The 16881-nt window shown below is 70.2% G+C and carries 16 protein-coding genes; 2 read left to right on the top strand and 14 right to left on the bottom strand.

What is annotated here, in order from left to right:
• Positions 1-549 (top strand): hypothetical protein, encoded by a 549-nt coding sequence (locus tag Dfulv_RS40545; RefSeq protein ID WP_259859115.1) that lies wholly within the window; start codon positions 1-3, stop codon positions 547-549.
• Positions 550-640: 91 nt separating this feature from the next.
• On the opposite strand, the gene Dfulv_RS40540 is transcribed toward Dfulv_RS40545, so the two are convergent.
• The 14 genes from Dfulv_RS40540 to Dfulv_RS40475 all read right to left on the bottom strand — a co-directional run bounded on the left by Dfulv_RS40540 (position 641) and on the right by Dfulv_RS40475 (position 15490).
• Entirely contained in the window at positions 641-1090 is a 450-nt protein-coding gene (locus Dfulv_RS40540) for a VanZ family protein (protein WP_259859114.1), read from the bottom strand.
• 9 nt (positions 1091-1099) lie between these two features.
• Positions 1100-2002 (bottom strand): methyltransferase domain-containing protein, encoded by a 903-nt coding sequence (locus Dfulv_RS40535; protein ID WP_259859113.1) that lies wholly within the window; start codon positions 2000-2002, stop codon positions 1100-1102.
• 55 nt (positions 2003-2057) lie between these two features.
• Positions 2058-2822 (bottom strand): phosphatase PAP2 family protein, encoded by a 765-nt coding sequence (locus Dfulv_RS40530; protein WP_259859112.1) that lies wholly within the window; start codon positions 2820-2822, stop codon positions 2058-2060.
• Positions 2823-2927: 105 nt separating this feature from the next.
• A complete protein-coding gene (locus tag Dfulv_RS40525; protein ID WP_259859111.1) occupies positions 2928-4433 on the bottom strand; it encodes a ricin-type beta-trefoil lectin domain protein in 1506 nt (501 codons plus the stop codon).
• On the bottom strand, positions 4433-5062 hold the full coding sequence (locus Dfulv_RS40520) for a hypothetical protein (RefSeq protein WP_259859110.1): 630 nt from the start codon (positions 5060-5062) through the stop codon (positions 4433-4435). Before Dfulv_RS40520 ends, Dfulv_RS40525 begins: the two co-directional genes overlap by 1 nt.
• On the bottom strand, positions 5059-6720 hold the full coding sequence (locus Dfulv_RS40515; RefSeq protein WP_259859109.1) for a putative Ig domain-containing protein: 1662 nt from the start codon (positions 6718-6720) through the stop codon (positions 5059-5061). Before Dfulv_RS40515 ends, Dfulv_RS40520 begins: the two co-directional genes overlap by 4 nt.
• A 9-nt stretch (positions 6721-6729) precedes the next feature.
• Positions 6730-7281, bottom strand: coding sequence for a type 4a pilus biogenesis protein PilO (pilO, locus tag Dfulv_RS40510; RefSeq protein ID WP_259859108.1), 552 nt, complete (start codon positions 7279-7281; stop codon positions 6730-6732).
• Positions 7281-8684: a PilN domain-containing protein gene (locus tag Dfulv_RS40505; protein ID WP_259859107.1), complete on the bottom strand. Its 1404-nt coding sequence runs from the start codon at positions 8682-8684 to the stop codon at positions 7281-7283. Before Dfulv_RS40505 ends, pilO begins: the two co-directional genes overlap by 1 nt.
• Positions 8681-9706, bottom strand: coding sequence for a pilus assembly protein PilM (pilM, locus tag Dfulv_RS40500; RefSeq protein ID WP_259859106.1), 1026 nt, complete (start codon positions 9704-9706; stop codon positions 8681-8683). Before pilM ends, Dfulv_RS40505 begins: the two co-directional genes overlap by 4 nt.
• 35 nt (positions 9707-9741) lie before the next feature.
• Positions 9742-10524: a prepilin peptidase gene (locus Dfulv_RS40495; protein ID WP_259859105.1), complete on the bottom strand. Its 783-nt coding sequence runs from the start codon at positions 10522-10524 to the stop codon at positions 9742-9744.
• A 107-nt stretch (positions 10525-10631) separates the two neighbouring features.
• On the bottom strand, positions 10632-11126 hold the full coding sequence (locus tag Dfulv_RS40490) for a prepilin-type N-terminal cleavage/methylation domain-containing protein (RefSeq protein ID WP_259859104.1): 495 nt from the start codon (positions 11124-11126) through the stop codon (positions 10632-10634).
• A gap of 193 nt (positions 11127-11319) precedes the next feature.
• Complete coding sequence (locus Dfulv_RS40485; protein WP_259859103.1) at positions 11320-12552, bottom strand: type II secretion system F family protein; 1233 nt, start codon at positions 12550-12552, stop codon at positions 11320-11322.
• 86 nt (positions 12553-12638) lie between these two features.
• Positions 12639-13748, bottom strand: a complete 1110-nt coding sequence (locus Dfulv_RS40480) for a type IV pilus twitching motility protein PilT (protein WP_259859102.1) — start codon at positions 13746-13748, stop codon at positions 12639-12641.
• A gap of 71 nt (positions 13749-13819) precedes the next feature.
• Positions 13820-15490, bottom strand: coding sequence for a GspE/PulE family protein (locus Dfulv_RS40475; RefSeq protein ID WP_259859101.1), 1671 nt, complete (start codon positions 15488-15490; stop codon positions 13820-13822).
• Between the two features lie 198 nt (positions 15491-15688).
• On the opposite strand from Dfulv_RS40475, the gene Dfulv_RS40470 reads away from it, so the two are divergent.
• Positions 15689-16873 carry a M48 family metalloprotease gene (locus tag Dfulv_RS40470; RefSeq protein ID WP_259859100.1) on the top strand — a complete coding sequence of 395 codons (1185 nt, stop codon included), beginning with the start codon at positions 15689-15691 and terminating at the stop codon, positions 16871-16873.
• The last annotated feature ends 8 nt before the right edge of the window (positions 16874-16881 follow it).

Genomic DNA, 16881 nt, shown 5'->3' with positions numbered 1-16881 from the left:
GTGCCGTTAGCGGACGACACCGCCTTCGACGCCGCGCAGTTCTACGAAACCCACAGCAGGGCCAACGCGGCCCGGGGAGTCCTGGTCGCCTCCGCGCCGGGCGCGTCGCTGGTGCCCAAGCCGGTCGCCGGGCTGAACCAGGCGCAGACGAACAACGCGTTCATCGTTATCGAGGTGGCCCGGCAGATGCAGCTGCCCGAGCGGGCCATGGTGGTGGCGATCGCGACCGCGTTGCAGGAGTCCTACCTGCGCAACCTCGCCAACCCGAAGGTGCCGGCCTCGATGAAACTGCCGCACGACGGGACCGGCACCGACTACGACTCGGTGGGCATCTTCCAGCAACGGGTCAGCATCTGGGGCACACCGGAACAGCTGATGGACCCGGCGTTCGCGTCGGCGAAGTTCTACAACCGGCTGGTCAAGGTCGACGGCTGGCAGAGGATGAGCGTCACGAACGCGGCCCAGGCGGTCCAGCGGTCCGCGTTCGCGAGCGCCTATGCGAAACACGCCACCATGGCGCAGCGCATCGTCGACGAACTGACCGACTGAGCGCAACTGCCACGGTGGTCGGCACGCCGTCCGGGAAGCGCTGCGCAGGCTGCAGCAACTCGGGCCGGTCCGGGTCGCCGGGACCTCGTGGTCATGGCGACGTATGCGGCCGCGCCGGCGCTGATCGCGACGGGCTGGGTGCGCCGTGGTCCGCATTCCGCAGCCACCAGCGGCGGGTCAGCAGCGCCGCCAGTCCCGCGCCCAGCGCGTTGACGATGACGTCGTCGACGGCGGAGACACGGCCGAGGCTCAGCACGTACTGCAACGACTCCAGGATCAGCGAGCCGAGCGCGGCGAGGCCGGTGACCGTCCAGGCGTTGAGCCGCCAGCGGAGCGGGCCGAGCGCGCCGAACGCCGCGAACACCGCCAGGTTGCCGCCCATCTGGATGACCGCCGTCCGCGGGTCGCCGGTGAGCACGTCCGTCAGGCCCTGGACCGGGTCGAGGTTGACCCGGCGCTCCCGCGACGTCGGCATGAGGATCATGACAATCCAGGGGAGGGTCCCGGCGATGACGCCGAAGAGCGCGAGCCTGCGTCGCATCCCGGAAATCTACCTGGCGTGCGCGAGGACGTCGGCCTCCAGCGAGTCGGCGAGGACCGGGATCTCGTCGCCGGGGCAGTAGTCGAACCGGAGCCGCACCTCGTCGCCGGTCAGCACCTCGACCGGCTCGCGCAGCGGCACCACGAGGTAGTTCATCGTCCAGTCGATGCTGCCGGGCGGCTCGTATGTGAGCGCCAGCAGGTTCTTGGTGACGATCCGCGCCGCGTTGACCGTCGCCGGGCGTTCGGCCACGAACCGCAGGTCGGCGCCGCACCGGCCGGGCAGCGGGTCCTGGTAGAAGAACTGCTGGAACACCTGCGGCGGCGCCGCCTCGACGGTGCGCGGCTGGGTGCTCTCCGGCAGCTGGAAGACCGGCGCCGGCACGGTGTAGCCGCAGTACGTGAAGTCCTGCTCGACCGGCTGCACCGCCTGGACGCACGCCTCCGGCACGAACCGGGGGAGTGGGCCGCCGACGTGCCGCAGGTACCGGCGCTTGAAGCTGTTGATCACCTCGATCTGCCGTTCGCGGAGCAGGCCGACGTGGAGCATCTCGCACAGCACCACGTCGACCGGCTCCTCCGGCAGATAGTCACGGGCGTCGGCGTGCAGGATCCGCACCGCGTCGCCGACGGCGGCCCGCAGCGCGGCCTGGGCCGTGGCGAACACCCGCGGCTCCCGCTCGACCGCCGTCACCGTCGCGCCCTGACTCGCGGCGAAGAACGACAGCACGCCGGTCCCGGCACCCAGGTCGAGGACCCGCATGCCGGGCCGGACGGCGTGGGCGATCGCCCGCTGGAAGGCGCCCATCCGGCGTTCGTCGGTGAGCAGCAGCGCCTGGTACTGCAGCGGGATCACGTCCGCCGGGAACCCCCTGTGCTCGACGTCAAGCGGTTCCGCGCCGAGATGCTCCATGGTGTGCAGCGTATGCGCTCGAGCAGGGTGTGCGCCGCGAGTTGCCGGTGTCCGGCTATCGCAGCCGCAGCCCGTCCCAGCCGGCATAACCGCGCGGCGACGGGGTGCGCTGCCGGGCCGTGAAGAACAGCCAGCACAGCGTGGTGAGGGTGGCGCCGGCGATCGCGTCGACGATGTAGTGGTTGGCGGTCAGGACCACCGCCGCGACCATCAGGACCGGCAGGGCCGCGCCGACCGCCTTCAGCAGCGGCCGCCGGGCGGCGACCACGATGGCCAGGCCGATCAGCAGGTCCCAGCCGACGTGCAGGCTCGGCATCGCCGCGTACTGGTTGGTGAACATCGCCGGCTGCAGCACCCGGTAGGCGTCGGAGGTCTCCGTCACCGTGTCGACCATGCCCAGCTCGGCGAGGCGTGGCGGGGCCAGCGGGAACAGCGTGAACACGAACAGGCCGATGCCGCCGGAGAGCAGCATCGCGTTGCGGGTGCGGTAATAGATCGTGGGATGGCTGCGTGCCAGCCAGATCAGGGTCACCGCGATGACCGGCCAGTGGCCCCAGATGTAGATCCAGTTGAAGAACGTCGCCACTTCGGGTGCCCCGGCGAACGTCCGCTGCAGCCACGACTCGTGGAACAGCCCGACGGAACGCTCGAAGTCCACGATGGAGCGCGCGTTGTCCAGCGCGCGGTCCGTCGCCGCCTCGGTGGCGCCGCGGACGAGGAAGTAGGCGGCCACGGCCGCGGTCACGATGGCGACCTGCCGGCCCAGTGCGACCCGTGTCGGCGCGGTCGTGGCCTTCGGCTCCTCCCAGGTGATGGTCATGGCGTTCAGCTTCGTCCTGACCTGCCTTGACGCCATCCAGGCGATGCACCGACTTCACCCTGAACTCCCGGCCCCGCCCGGGTCAGGAGATCCCCTAGGTGAAGGTCAGTCCTCCCCGATGTTCTTCAGGGGCGAGGGATCTTCGATGTTCGCCGGTGCGTTCCACTTCTGCAGCTTGGAGCCGTCACACGGCGCCGTGATGAGCTTGCTGACCGTGGTGCTGCCCTTGAAGACGTCGTTCGCGGGCAGGGTCCTGTCGTCGAGGTTCGTCGGGCTGAGGCAACGGCCGTTGTGGTCCTTGATGACGTAGCTCGTCCCGTAGGCCTGCTCCTGGTACGAGACCGCCCAGCGGGTCGCGTCGTCGGTGCCGGTCGGGCACACCGCCACCGTCACGAACTTCGACGCGGCGCCCGGTGCCGCGGTCGTCAGGCAATACGTCTTCTTGCCGTCGGACGTGGTGATCCGCCCGCTGACCGTGCCGATCCCGGTGCTGTTGGACGGGACCGTCCAGCGCTGGTTCCAGCCGACGTTCACCGGGTTCGGCGCCTGCTTGCACGGCCACACGATGAGAAAGCCGAGCGTGACGTCGAAGTTCGTCACGTCGACACAGCGGCCGAACTGTTTGAAGTTGACCAGCTGCGCCGGGGGACCGGCCGCCCCCGCACCGACGGACGCCTCCGGCGCGAACACCCGGGTGTTGTCCGACGCGCCGCTGCAGGCGGACAGTTCGACGAACGCCCCCGCGGTGTTGCCGGCCTTCGCGTGGAAGCACAGATCACCCAGGGTGGTTCCGTCCGCCTTGGTGCCCTGGAACTTGGAGCTGTCGTTGATGCTCCACCGCTGGTGGTGGGGGATCGTCGGGGAGCCGCACACCTGGAACTGGATCAGCGCGCCCGACACCGGGTCCGGGCCGGAGTCGAGGCACATGCCGAGCGGGTTCGCCGCCGTCCTCGACGACACCAACTGCAGGGTGAGACTCTTCGTGTACGCGAAGGTCTGCCGCGAGTTGCCCGCACCGCACGGCTGGGTGGTGACGATGGTGCCGACCGCCGGAGAGCCGGAGCCCGCGTCGAGGCAGTAGGTGCCGCCGAGGAACCGCACCAGCCCGCCCTCGATGTTCTCGTTGGTGAAGCGGAACACGTAGGTCGCGGTCAGCGTCCGCGACGCCGTCGGCAGGAACGCGGCACCGGGGGCGCCCTGGATCGTGCCGGTCGACGTGATGACCGCGTACGACGGCACCGACAGCAGGTGCGACGCCCGCGTCGCGCACGGCAGGTTCGTCTTCGCCACGTCCTGGAACTGCACCGACACCCGGTATCGGCCCGGCAGCCCGCCGCCGACGACCCCGAGCAGCGGGTCGGCGGCCGGGAAGCACATCAGGTTGGCGATGGAGCCGCCCGAGGCCCGGATGCCGCCGACGACGACGTCGATTCCGGCCTGCGCGGCGTGCAGCGCCTTCGCCCGCTCGACCGTCTTCGCGGTGTCCCGCAACTGCGTGATGACGATCGGCACCATGAGCGTGCTCAACGACGTCCCCACCAGCGTGAGCAGCATCGCGAGCGGCAGCGAGCCGCGGTCGTCGCGGCGCAACAGCCGGATGATGCGCCGCATCACGTCCTCGCTTCCGGGCAGACGGTGGTGGGGTCGGTGCCCCGCGTGCTGTTCAGGGCGGTGAACGTGATGTCCGTGGTCGCCTCGGTGCGGCCCGGCCCCGGCGACGTCGTCACCACCAGCTGGATCCGCAGCCGCTGGAAGCCGGTGTTCTCGGTCAGCGGCAGCAGCGTGAACGAGCTCTTCGCGACGTTGACCTCGCTCGCCAGTACCGTCCAGCGGTTCTGCGGCTTCGTCCCCTGCGGCCACACCTGCCGGCGCAGCGTCCCACCGGCGGCGTTCAGGTGCAGCTGCGCGCACTCCGGGGTGCCGGTCGCCGTCTCGGTGTTGACGTACTCGACGGAGCTGCCCCCGCCGCCGACAGGGTGGACCGGCCCGATCCCCGCGGCGTAGCGCAGCTCGCGGTCCAGCCGCAGGAACGCCGTGTTCAGCTGCGACTGGGTCAGCGCCACCATCTGGTTCTTGTTGCCGGCCTGGAACAGCTGCACCACACCCGTGGTGAAGATGGCCATGACGGCCGACAGGATGCCGGTGGTGACGGCCATCTCGGCGAGCGTCACGCCGCGGTCGTCGTTCGTACCGGCTCCGGCCCGCCGCCGCAGCCTGCTCAGGATGTTCGGGATGCTCACGTGATCGTCCAGACGAACATGAAGGTGGAAGGGGTATTCGCCTTGTCGGTGACGACGAGCGTCACGATGTAGGTGCCGGCCGTGGTCGGGGTGCCGGTCATCGCCCCGGTGGTCGCGTTCAGCGAGATGCCCGGCGGCAGGCCCGTCTGCGTCCACCGGTACGTCCCGGCGCCGCCGCCGGCCTCCGCCGTCACCGTCGTGATCGCGGTGCCCTTGGTGTTCGTCCGGTCCGCGGACGCCGTCGACGGCGCGGTGACCCGCAGGCCGGTGCCCTTCACCGTCACGTTGACCGGGACCAGCATCGAGTTCGTCACGCCCAGGCTGTCCTTGATGTTGATCGTCACGAGGTACCGCGTCGAACCGCTCACCGTGCCGGTCACCAGGCCGGCGCTGGAGATCTTGAGCTCGCCCGGCAGGTTCGTCGCCGACCAGGTGTAGCTGCCGGAGCCGCCGCCCCCGACGGCCGAGCCGGAGTAGGCCTCACCCTGGTTCAGCGCGATCGGGACCGAGCCGTTCGGGGAGAGCACCGCGGCCTTCACGTTCCACTTGAACGACGCCTTCGCGGACTGCTTGTACTTGTCGGTGACCGTCACCTCGACCGTCGCCACCGCCGCCGGGCCGCTGACCGTGCTCGACCCGGTGACGACACCCGTCGCCGGGTTGATCGACAGCCCGGACGGCAGGCCCTTCGCCGTCCACGTGAACGGTGCCGTGCCGCCGACCACCGGCACCTGGTAGGACACCGCCGAGCCCGCGTCCCACGTCTGGTTCGGCGGCGCGAGCGTCGGCAGCGCGTTCACCACCCAGTTGAACGAGGCGTCGTTGGTGCTGCTCGCGTCCTTCACGCTCACCCGCACCACGTACAAGCCGGGGGTCTTCGGGGTGCCGCTGATGACCCCGGCGTCGCTCATCGACAGGCCCGGCGGCAGATTGTCCGCCGTCCACGTGATCGGCGGGTACGACGTCGTCGCGGAGAGCTTCACCGGGTCGATCGCCACGCCGACGTCGCTGGCCTGGTTGCCCGGGTTGTCAGGCAGCGGCGGCGCCACCGTGACGCTCGGGTTGAACACCGGATCCGTCGAGGACGTGGAGACCAGGGTCTGGGTGACGTACGAGCACCTGCCGCCCGCGCACGCCCGCGTGTTCTGCCAGGTGACCGCCACGACGACCCGGTAGTAGCGCAACGGGTTGGCGATCACCGTGATCCCGCAGTCCCCGCCGCCGAGCGACATCGTGCACGCGCCGACGAACCAGTGCCGCTCGAACGACGTGTCGTTGACCTTCATCTGCTCGGGCACGATCGGCAGGACCGGGTTCACGCTGTTCGCCGCCTCGGCCAGGGTGGTGTCGTAGGCCGGCTGCATCGTGGCGTTGAGCGCGGCGAGGTCGAGCGACGGGATCGCGGCGTTCTTGAGCTGGTTCGTGACGTCCTTGAGGCTGCGACCCGCGACGACGGCGGCGCCCGGCAGCGACCTGACCAGCTCGACGCCGTCGTGGGCGAGCCGCACCGCCACCTGCCGGCCGCGCTCCTTGTTCAGCGTGTTCGTCGTGGACACGAAGAAGGTCGTGAGCGCCGTCATGACGACCCCGATGATCGCGATCGAGGTGAGCGTCTCGACCAGGCTGAAGCCTGTGTCGTCCGGGGGTCGCGGGGTCATGACGGCCTGCTACTCGGTCGGGGCGTAGAACGCCTGCAGGTTGATGGTCACGTTGGTACGGTCGCCGGCGGTGGTGCTGGGCGCGAGGTTGACGCTGCTGATGAGCACCGCCCGCGGCTGTACCTTCTGCAACTGGTCGAGGAACGGGTTGATCTTTCCGCTGGGGCCGACCACCGAGAGGCTCACCGGCAGCGCGTGCACCGTCGCGCCGGCCGTCTTCACGTCGACCGCGCTGCCGACCGTCACACCGCTCACCGTCACGCCGGTCAGCTCACCCGCGGCCTGCAGCTCCCGCAGCAGCGACGACACCGAGTCCGCCTCCGGCAGTGCGGCGAGATCGGCGGCGAGCTGGGCCTTGTACTCCTCGAGGTGCTCGTTGTCCTTGCGCAGCTGGGCCAGCTTCTGCTGCTGGACGGCGACCTGGACGCCGGCGTCGTCGACGCGGGCCCGGATGTCGTCGGCCTCCTGGTACTTCGGGTTGATGAAGAAGAACCAGCCGAACGCCACGATCGCGGCCGCGCACAGCGCGCCGCCGAGCTGCCAGAGGCGATCGCTTCGCATCAGTTGCCTCCGGAGGCGCTGGGAGCCGCCGACGGCGTCGTGTGCCGCCCGCCGAGCGCGGCCCCGGTGATGTCCATGCGGACGGTGAACGCCACCACGTCGTCCTCCTGCGTCGCGTCCGTCGGGAACGGGTTCGCGATGCCCTCCACGCCACCGAGCGTGTCCACGTAGGACGCGACGGCGGCCTTGGTCGGGGCGGTGCCGGTGAGCGTGATCAGGCCGATGGCGCCGCCCGGCGACCGGGTCCCGCTGTCCGCCGACAGTGACCCGGTGACCCCGGTGATCTTCACGCCCTTCGGTGCGGCCTGCTGCAACGAGGTGAGCAGCGCCGACCAGGACAGGTCCTGCGCCAGGACCACCTTGAGCTGGTTGGTGATCTGCCTGGACCGGGCGCGGGTTTTGACCTGCTCGTTGTAGGCGTTCTGCTGGCGGGTCAGGCTGAGCGTGGTGTCCGTGGCGCTGTCGAGGTCCTGCTGGGCCCGGCCGGTCTCGTAGGCCGCCGAGCCGTACCAGGCCAGCACCAGTGCGGCGACCAGGACCACGCCGGAGACGACAAACCGGCGGACCCGGCGGACGTGGCGGGTCTCGGAGATCTCCAGCGGCAGCAGGTCGGCGGCGATGGGCAGGATGCGGAACGTCCGGGCCGTCGCATCCGGGAACGCGGGGTGCGGCGCACCGCTCCACGGGCCGGCCTTCTGCGGCTGGGAGGGCTGCGGCTGAATGGGTTCGGCCCGGGTGGGCTGGGGTTGGACCGGCTGGGGCTGGACCGGCTGGAGTGCCGGCTGTGGCTGCGTCTGTGCTTCAGCGGTGGGCCAGGACGGTGCCGGTGTCTCCGGCTCTGGTCCGCTGTGGACAGGAGGTGCCGTGGGCCGGCCCGCGGGTCCGTCGAAGGCGGGCGGCACCGCCGGGATGGGCTGGGTAGGAGCGTCGGCGATCTCGGGGCGCGCCGGGGTCACGACAGCCGTCGGGGACGGCGCCGGTGATGGTGGCGGCGGTGCTGCCGGTGCCGGTGCGGCGACCGCCGGTGGTTCCTCCGCTGTCAGAGCGGCCAGGGGCATGGTGAGCGGGTCGAGGCCGGGTTCCTGCCGCGTGGTGCCGTCCGGGAGGACGAGCTCGCCGTGGATGTACCGGGGGAACTCGCGCTTCACCGGCTCCGGGGCGCGCTCCTCCACGGCGGTGTGCTCCAGCAGCAGCGGCCACGCCGGGGGAGGCCCGGACGGTACGACCGGCACCCTGCGGCCCTCGTCCGTCGCCTCGGGCCGGGTGCCGCGCCGGTGTTCAGGCTCGTCGAAGTCGTCGTCGGGGTCGTCGAACGAGGGCAGCACGATGCCGGTGAGCCGGCGCTGCGACTCGTCCTGCCAATGGCCGGCTCCCCGGCCGTGCGGGTCGCTCGGGGCGGTCATGTGTTCGCTCCCAGGGTCAGGCCCACCGAGACGGCGGCGGACGCCCGGACCTGTTCGAGGCTGCCGTGCCGCACCCGGCGCAGGGCCCGCAGGCGCATCACCGGATCGACGGCGATGACCTCGACGCCGAGCTGGTTGCGGAGCGCGTCCAGCAGGCCGGGCAGCATCGAGCCACCGCCGGACAGCGCCAGGCGACTGACCCGGGCCTGACGACCGCCGGCGGTGAGATACGCGAAGGAGCTGCCGATCTCGTTGATGAGCGGACGCACGGAGTCCTTGAGCGCGGCGACGCTCGCCGTGTCGGCGTCGGAGCGCAGCCCCACCCGGCACTTGAGCTCCTCCGCCTGCTCGAACGGGATGTCGAGCCGATCGGCGACGGTCTTGGTGATCTCGTTGCCGCCGCGTGGGATCGTGCGCACGATCAGCGGTTCCCCGTCGTGATGCACGACCACGCTCGTCGCGTGGGCGCCGATGTCGACCAGCGCCTCCACCTGCTCGTCGAGTCGCGACGCGGCGCGCAGCAGCGCGAACGAGGCCAGGTCGACCCGCACGACGTGGAGCTTCGCGGCCTCGATGGCCCGGATCGCGGCCAGTACCGGCTCCTTCGGGGCGGCGATCAGCAGCCCGCGCACCGTGTCGGCGGTGCCGGGGTCCTCGAGCGGGTAGAAGTCGATGAGCGACCGCTCCGGCGGCAGGGGGAGCGCATCACGGACCTGGAACGGCAGCGCCTTGCGCATCTCCTTGGCCGGCAGGTTCGCGACCGTCGTCTCGCGGACCACCACCTGCTGGTGGGTGACGCCGAGTGCGACCTTACGGCTGCGGAACTTGAACGTTGCCCACAGCTGCTTGAGCGCGTCGGTGACGGCGGCCACGTCCTGCACGGCGCCGTTCTGCACGACCCCCGGCGGCAGCAGGATGTGCCCGAAGTTGTTGATGACGGGCCCGTCCTTGCTGTTGCCGGTCTCCGCCGCGCGGATGGACACCGTGCCGATATCCAGTCCGACCAGGTTGACAGCGGCCATCGTGCTCCTTCGATGATTTGTACGCGGGGGCGGGTCTACGCGGGCAGGAGGAGGGAGCTGTACCAGCTGGTGATCGGCGCGGCGGCGAACAGCGCCAGCAGCGCGCCGGCGAGCATCGACGGGCCGAACGGCACCGCCGTCCGGCGTCCGGCGCGGCCGGTGGCCAGCAGCACGGCGCCGACGACCCCGCCGAGGAGGAACGCGGCGAACGTGCCGACGGCGACCGATGACCAGCCGAGCCAGCCGAGGTACAGGCCGAGGACGCCGGCGAGCTTGACGTCGCCGAAGCCCATGCCCCCGGGGTACACGAGCGAGAGGACGAAGTAGAAGACCCACAGCGCCGCCATCGCGATCAGTCCGCGAAGTCCTGCCGCCCAGTCCCGCTCGACGACGACGGCGGGCAGGAGGAGCAGCGGCGCGACGACGTACGAGGGCAGCACGATCGCGTTCGGCAGCCGCAGCACGTCGAGGTCGATGAGCGCCAGGGCGACCGCGACGGCGGCGAGGTACAGCCAGGCGGGCAGGCTCGCGGAGAGACCGAACCGGGCGGTGACCGCGACGAAGAGCACGGCGGTGCCGAGCTCAACGAGGGGATAGCGGGCGCTGACGGGGGCGGCGCAGTCGGCGCAGCGGCCACGCAGCAGCAGCCAGCCGAGGACCGGGACGTTGTGCCACGGGCGGACCGGGGCCGTGCACTGTGGACAGTGGGACGTGGGGCGCAGCAGCGACTCGCCGCGGGGGACGCGGTGGATGACGACGTTGAGGAACGACCCGACCGCGAGCCCGAGCACGCCGACGACGACGAGTGCGAGCGTCATGACGGTCCTTCCGGGTTGCTGGTCGGGTTCTGGTGGGCGGTAGGGCGTTGTGGCGGCCCGCACTCGCGAGCCGCCACAACGCCGTCGGTGTCAGCGGTGGCCGGGCATCAAGGGGTGGCGGTGCCGGTGCAGTCGGTGAGTGTCTTCGCGCTCGACAGCTTCTTGACGGAGCCACCGGTCGAACTGTCGTAGAAGTAGACAGTCCCGCCATCGCTGTTCATGCCGCAGATGCGGTACGTCGCGCCGTTGTTTTTGTACCGCATGCTGTTGCCCGGCGACAACGTGGCCACCTGAGTGTTCGTGTCCGTCGAGGTAGCGCTGGTGCTGGTGAGGCCGAAGATGAGCTTTTCCGCGGCGCTCTCGCCGGAGACCGGGTACTTGTTGTCGTTCTCGGTGTAGAACTGCTCGACCGCGCTGACGGCGGCGCGCACGTCGGACTCCGCCGACTTGTTGGCCGCGCCCTTGCGGTAGTTCAGGTACATTGGGACCGCGATCGCGACGAGCACGCCGATGATCACGACCACGACCAGCAGCTCGACGAGCGTGAAGCCGCTGTCTCCGGCCGCACGCTTTTTCTGCATCCTGCGCAGCGTTTCCTTCATGGGTGAGCCTCCTGCTCCTGCCTTGGTCTTGGGGAATGGCGGCGAGGCTCCGCTGCCTGACGCCAGGGGTGGTTCGGGTGGTGTTCGGTGCGGTTCTCAGTAACCGTGGTGTGGGGTGCTTCCGTGTTCGGAGTCCGGTTGCGTCCGAGTTGCCGTCTTCGGCGACGGCGGCGGTGCTGCTGGTACTGGCGGTTCAGTTGCTCTGGATGTTCTGGTAGATCGAGAACATCGGCAGGTAGAGGCAGACGATCATCCCGCCGACCACGCCACCCATGACGAGCACCATGATCGGCTCGATGGACGCGGTCAGTGCCTCGGCCGCGCTGTCGACCTCCCGGTCGTAGAAATCGGCGATCTTCTCCAGCATCTGACTGATTTGGCCGCTCTCTTCGCCGACCTCGATCATCTGCACGACCATCGGCGGGAAGACCTTGTGCTGGCTCAACTGCGACGACATCGGCCGGCCTTCACGGACCGAGGTCTGCAGGTCCGTCATCGCGGTCGTGATGACGCTGTTGCCGGTGGTCGCGCCGACGACGTCGAGCGCCTGCAGTACCGGCACACCCACCGCCAGCAGGGTGCCGAGATTCCGCGAGAACCGGCTCAGCGCGATCTTCGTGAACAGCGGCCCGAAGACCGGCAATTTCAGCTTCACCTTGTCGAACCACAGGCGGACCGCCGGGTTCTTCGCCATCATCTGCCGGAAGACGACGGTGACGACGACGGCGACCGCGATGAGCACCGGGCCCAGCCAGAAGAGCGTATGGCTGGCGCTGACGATGATCCGGGTCGGCAGCGGCAGTTCGCCGCCGAGCTGCTGGAACATCTTCTCGAAGATCGGCACGATGAAGATGAGCACCGCGCTGATCATCACGGCGGTGAAGATGAGCACGATGACCGGATACGTCAGCGCGCTCTTGATCTTTCCGCGGAGGGCGGCGTCCTTCTCGAAGTTCGTCGCGATCCGGTCGAGCGCGTTGTCGAGGAAACCGCCCGTCTCGCCGGCCCGGATCATCGCCACCATGAGCGCCGGGAACACCTTCGGGTGCTTGCCGAGCGCGCCGGACAGCGACATGCCGCCCTCGATGTCCAGCCGTACCTCGGCGAGCGCCTTCTTCAGCGACGGCTTCGGCGCCTGATCCTCCAGCACCGCCAGGGACCGCAGCAGCGACATGCCCGACTGGGTCATCGTCGCGAACTGCCGGGCGAACACCGACAGGTCCTTCAGCGTCGTACGGTCACCGAGGCCCGGAACGCGGATCTCGCGCCGCATCAACGTGTCCGCGCCGGTGATCGCCAGCGGGGTGAGGCCCTGCTGACGCAGCAGCTGCGCGGCGGCCAGCTCGTTCGACGCCTCGATCTTTCCCTTGGTGCGTTTCCCGTCGTGGCCGATCGACTGGTGGTCGAAGGTCTTCGTAGCGGTCATGGCGTCACATCCGCGCTCTCGTCACGTGCGGCTCTGTGGGCGGTTTTGTGTGTGGCCCTGTGTCTGCGGCGCTCATGGGCGGCGTGTCACATTCGCCCGGCCAGCCGGCGGAACTCCTCCGCCGAGTGGCTCAGCTCGAGCGCCGTCTCGTAGGAGATGAGCTGCTGGCGGACCCGTTCGGCCAGGTGCTGGTCGAACGAGAGCATCCCGTCGTTGCCGCTGGACTGCATGAACGACGGGATCTGGTGGTTCTTGCCCTCGCGGATCAGGTTCCGGATCGCCGGCGTGGCGAACATGACCTCCGAGACGATCGTGCGGCCCTGCCCGTCGGCGCGCGGCGCGAGCGCCTGCGTGACGACGCCCTGCAGCGCGTTGGAGAGCTGGGCCCGGATCTGCTGTTGCTGGTGGGGCGGGAAGATGTCGATGACCCGGTCGACGGTCTGCGCCGCGCTCTGCGTGTGCAGCGTTGCCAGGACCAGGTGGCCGGTCTCGGCGGCGGTCAGCGCCGTCGCCGTGGTCTCCAGGTCCCGCAGCTCGCCGACCAGGATGATGTCCGGGTCCTGGCGCAGCGCGTGCTTCAGCGCCATCGCGAACGAGCTGGTGTCGGCGCCGACCTCCCGCTGGTTGACCAGGCAGCGCTTGTGCGGGTGGAGGAACTCGATCGGGTCCTCGATCGTGACGATGTGCGACGAGCGGGTGCGGTTCGCCAGGTCGAGGATCGCGGCCAGGGTCGTCGTCTTGCCCGACCCGGTCGGCCCGGTCACCAGCACGAGGCCGCGGTGCAGGTACGCGAACCGGGCCACCTGGTCGGGGACGCCGAGCTGGTCGAGCGGCTTGATGCTGTGCGGGATCGCCCGGAACGCGGCGCCGAACGAGCCGCGCTGGTGGTACAGGTTGACCCGGAACCGGGACACGCCATCGATGGCGTAGGCGAAGTCGAGCTCCTGCGTCCGCACGAACTGGTGCCACTGGAGGTCGTTCAGCACCGCCGCCCGGACGAGCATCGCGGTGTCCTCGGGCGTCAGCTCGTCGTACCCGGGCAGGTACCGCAGGCCGCCGTTGATGCGGACCGTGGGCGGCGCGCCGACGGTCAGGTGCAGGTCGGAGCCGCCGGCGCGGACGAGCGACACCAGCATGGCGTCGAGCGAGGCGCGTTCGTCGCTGATGGCGGTGGTGGTCAGTCCGGCTGCCGTCACGCAGGCTCCTTGCGGTACCGATGCGGAACACTTCGCTGTCGATATCGGCAGCGGCCGGGGGAACGTGAGGACTACACCGCCACCCGGACCACTTCCGGGATCGAGGTCTGGCCCTCCGTCGCCTTGATGAGGCCGTCGATGCGCAGGTCCCGCAGGCCCTGCTCGTACGCGACCTGCTGGATCTCGTGCGCGGAGGCGCGGTCGACAGCCAGTTTCTCGATCTCCGGCGACACCGGCATGACCTCGTGCAGCGCGATCCGGCCCCGGTAGCCGGTGTTCGCGCAGGAGCGGCAGCCGACCGGGCGCCACAGCGTCTCCGGCGCGCCGATCTCGTCGATCGGCCAGCGGGCGCCGACGAGTTCCGCCTCGGCCGGCGCGTACTCGGTCCTGCACCAGTCACACAACCGCCGGGCGAGCCGCTGGGCGAGCACGCAGTCGACGGACGAGCCGACGAGGAACGGCTCGATGCCCATCTCGACCAGGCGGGTGACCGCGCTCGGCGCGTCGTTGGTGTGCAGCGTCGACAGGACCAGGTGGCCGGTGAGGGCGGCCTCGACCGCCAGTTGGGCCGTGGTCCGGTCGCGGATCTCACCGATGAGGACCACGTCGGGGTCGGAGCGCAGGATGGCCGGCAGGACCGCCGCGAACGTCAGCCCGGCCTTGTGGTCGACCTGCACCTGGTTGACGCCGGGCAGGCGGTACTCGACCGGGTCCTCGACGGTGATGATGTTGACGGTGGGCTTGCTGATCTCGGCGAGCGTCGCGTAGAGCGTGGTGGACTTGCCGGAGCCGGTCGGGCCGGTCACCAGGAGCATGCCGTGCGGCTTGGAGAACGAGTTGGCGAACCGTTCGTAGTTGGACTTGCTGAAGCCGAGTTTCGCCAGTTTCAGGTCCATGCCGCTGGTGTCGAGCACCCGCAGCACGATCTTCTCGCCCCAGACCGTCGGCAGGGTCGCGGTGCGCAGGTCGACGGCCCGCTGGTTGATCTCCACCGTGATCCGGCCGTTCTGCGGCACGCGGCGTTCGGTGATGTCGACGTTCGACATGATCTTCAGTCGGGAGATCAGCGCCGACTGCACGTGCTTCGGGACCGTGTCCACCTCGTGGAGGACACCGTCGATGCGGTACCGCACCCGCATGTTGTGCTCGCCCGGCTCCAGATGCAGGTCCGAGGCCCGGTTCACGATCGCCTGTTCGAGCAGCGAGTTGACGTACCGCACGATCGGCGCGTCCTCGTTGATCGACGTCAGGTTGGAGACCGTCGGCACCGCCTCCGCGCGCAGGCTTTCCGCGACCTCGCCGAGGTCGTTCTCCTCGCGCTTCAACCGGTCGATGATCTTGCGTAGCTCGGAGCGGGCCACGACCACCGGGCGCACCGTCAGCCCGGTCGCCGCCCGGACGTCATCCAGGGCGAGGACATCACCCGGGTCGGTGATGCCGACGGTGATCTCATGGTCGTTGAGGGCGATGCCGAGCACCCGGTGCTTCAGCACCAGCGCCATCGGGATCTTGGTGACCGCCGCCGGGTCGATCGGGTATCCGACCAGGTCCAGCGTCGCTATGCCGTACGCGTCGGCGGACGCCGCGGTGAGCTGCTCCTCCGTGACCACATGGTCGTTGATGAGGACGGCACGGATCGAGCGACCGGTCCGCTCGGCCTCCTCGGCCGCCCGGTCGACCGCTTCCGCGTCGGCACCGCGTTGTTTCAGCGCGTCCAGCAACGGCCTGAACGTCTGGTACATCTCACCCCCGTGTCACCGGAGGACTTATCGGCGGCTATCCGGGTGAGTTTCGGGTTTCACCCCTGGCGCGTGGACCGGGTCTGTTGACGGTGAGCGGCGTCGTCAAGAGGATGCTTCGCTGTGTCGGTTGCCGTCGTGGAAGAACCCAGAAGCGGATTGCCCGGCAATATCAGCGTTTGGCGAGCCCGGTGGCTGCTGATGCGCTACGGGAAACCACCGGGACCCCCACCGGCCGGCGTCGAGGCGACGGCCCAGGTCGATCTGCTGGCGCTCGTGTCCGAGGTCGCGGCGCGGGTCGGCGTCGCCCAACCCGACGTCGTCCTGCTCACCGGGCACGGCGTCATCCGGTCCTGGGCCAGCCGCCGGCGTCGGGTGCTCCTGGTCGGGCTGCCGTTGCTGCAGTGCCTGACCACCGACGAGATCCGCGCCCTGGTCGCGCACGAACTCGCGGTCGTCGACCACCACCGGGCCCACCTCGTCGTCCGGCTCCGCACGCTGCACGACGACGCCGTCGAACCGGGCCTGCCCCGCGGCCGGTCCATGGCGGTCCTGCGGGCCACCCAGCACTTCGCGGACGCGCTCGAACGCAAGGCCGACCAGGCCGCCAGCAGCGCCTCCGGGCTGCACACCGCCGCCCGTGCCGTGGTCAAGGCCGACCTCGCCGAGTTCGAATTCGCCGACCTGGCGTTCGACCTCGAGGAGCAGGTGTGGCAGCGGACCAGCGCCGCCATCCAGGACCTGCACGCCGGCTGGCAGGCCGCGGTCCGTACCGGCGCGGTCGTCGTCGAACTCGACGACGACACCCGTACCACCCTCATGGCCCGCCATCCCGGCCTCGCCGGGGCCATCGCGGCCCTCACCGCCATCCACGTCGCGCTCCGGACCACGGAGGCGGTACCGCTGACGCCGCTCAGCCCGGAGACCGAGCGGTCGCTGGCCCGGCAGGTCCTCAAACGGGAAGGCACCGACTGGGTGACGTTCGGGTCCGTCTCCGACGCCGAGTGGCCCGGCTGGCTCGGCCGGCAGGCCCGGGCCGTCACCGAACAGGTCGCGACGCTGCTGCGCCGCCCGCCGATCGGGCCGGCCGAGGTCGTGGAGGTGCTGCTGACCCGGCTGGACGAGTTGGTTGCCGCGAACTGGCCGGCGCAGCCCGAGCCGCCGGCGGAGCCGGAGGAACTCGACGGGACACCGTCGGTGGTCGTGGTCGCGGAGGCGACGCTGACCGCCCGCGGCTGGCGGCGGGTCCATCCGGCGGCCGCCGGGGTTCTCGTCAGCCCCGACGGGGAGCAGCACAACCTGACACTGCTCGCCCGGGCCGCGCACGACTCACCGGCGGCGCTCGCCGTACTGCTGGAACTCCTGTCCCGTTCGCCCGACCTCTAGCGTGCCGG

The organism is Dactylosporangium fulvum, from assembly GCF_025137375.1.
In the GTDB taxonomy this organism is placed as follows: domain Bacteria; phylum Actinomycetota; class Actinomycetes; order Mycobacteriales; family Micromonosporaceae; genus Dactylosporangium; species Dactylosporangium fulvum.
This window is presented reverse-complemented; position numbering and strand designations above follow the sequence as displayed.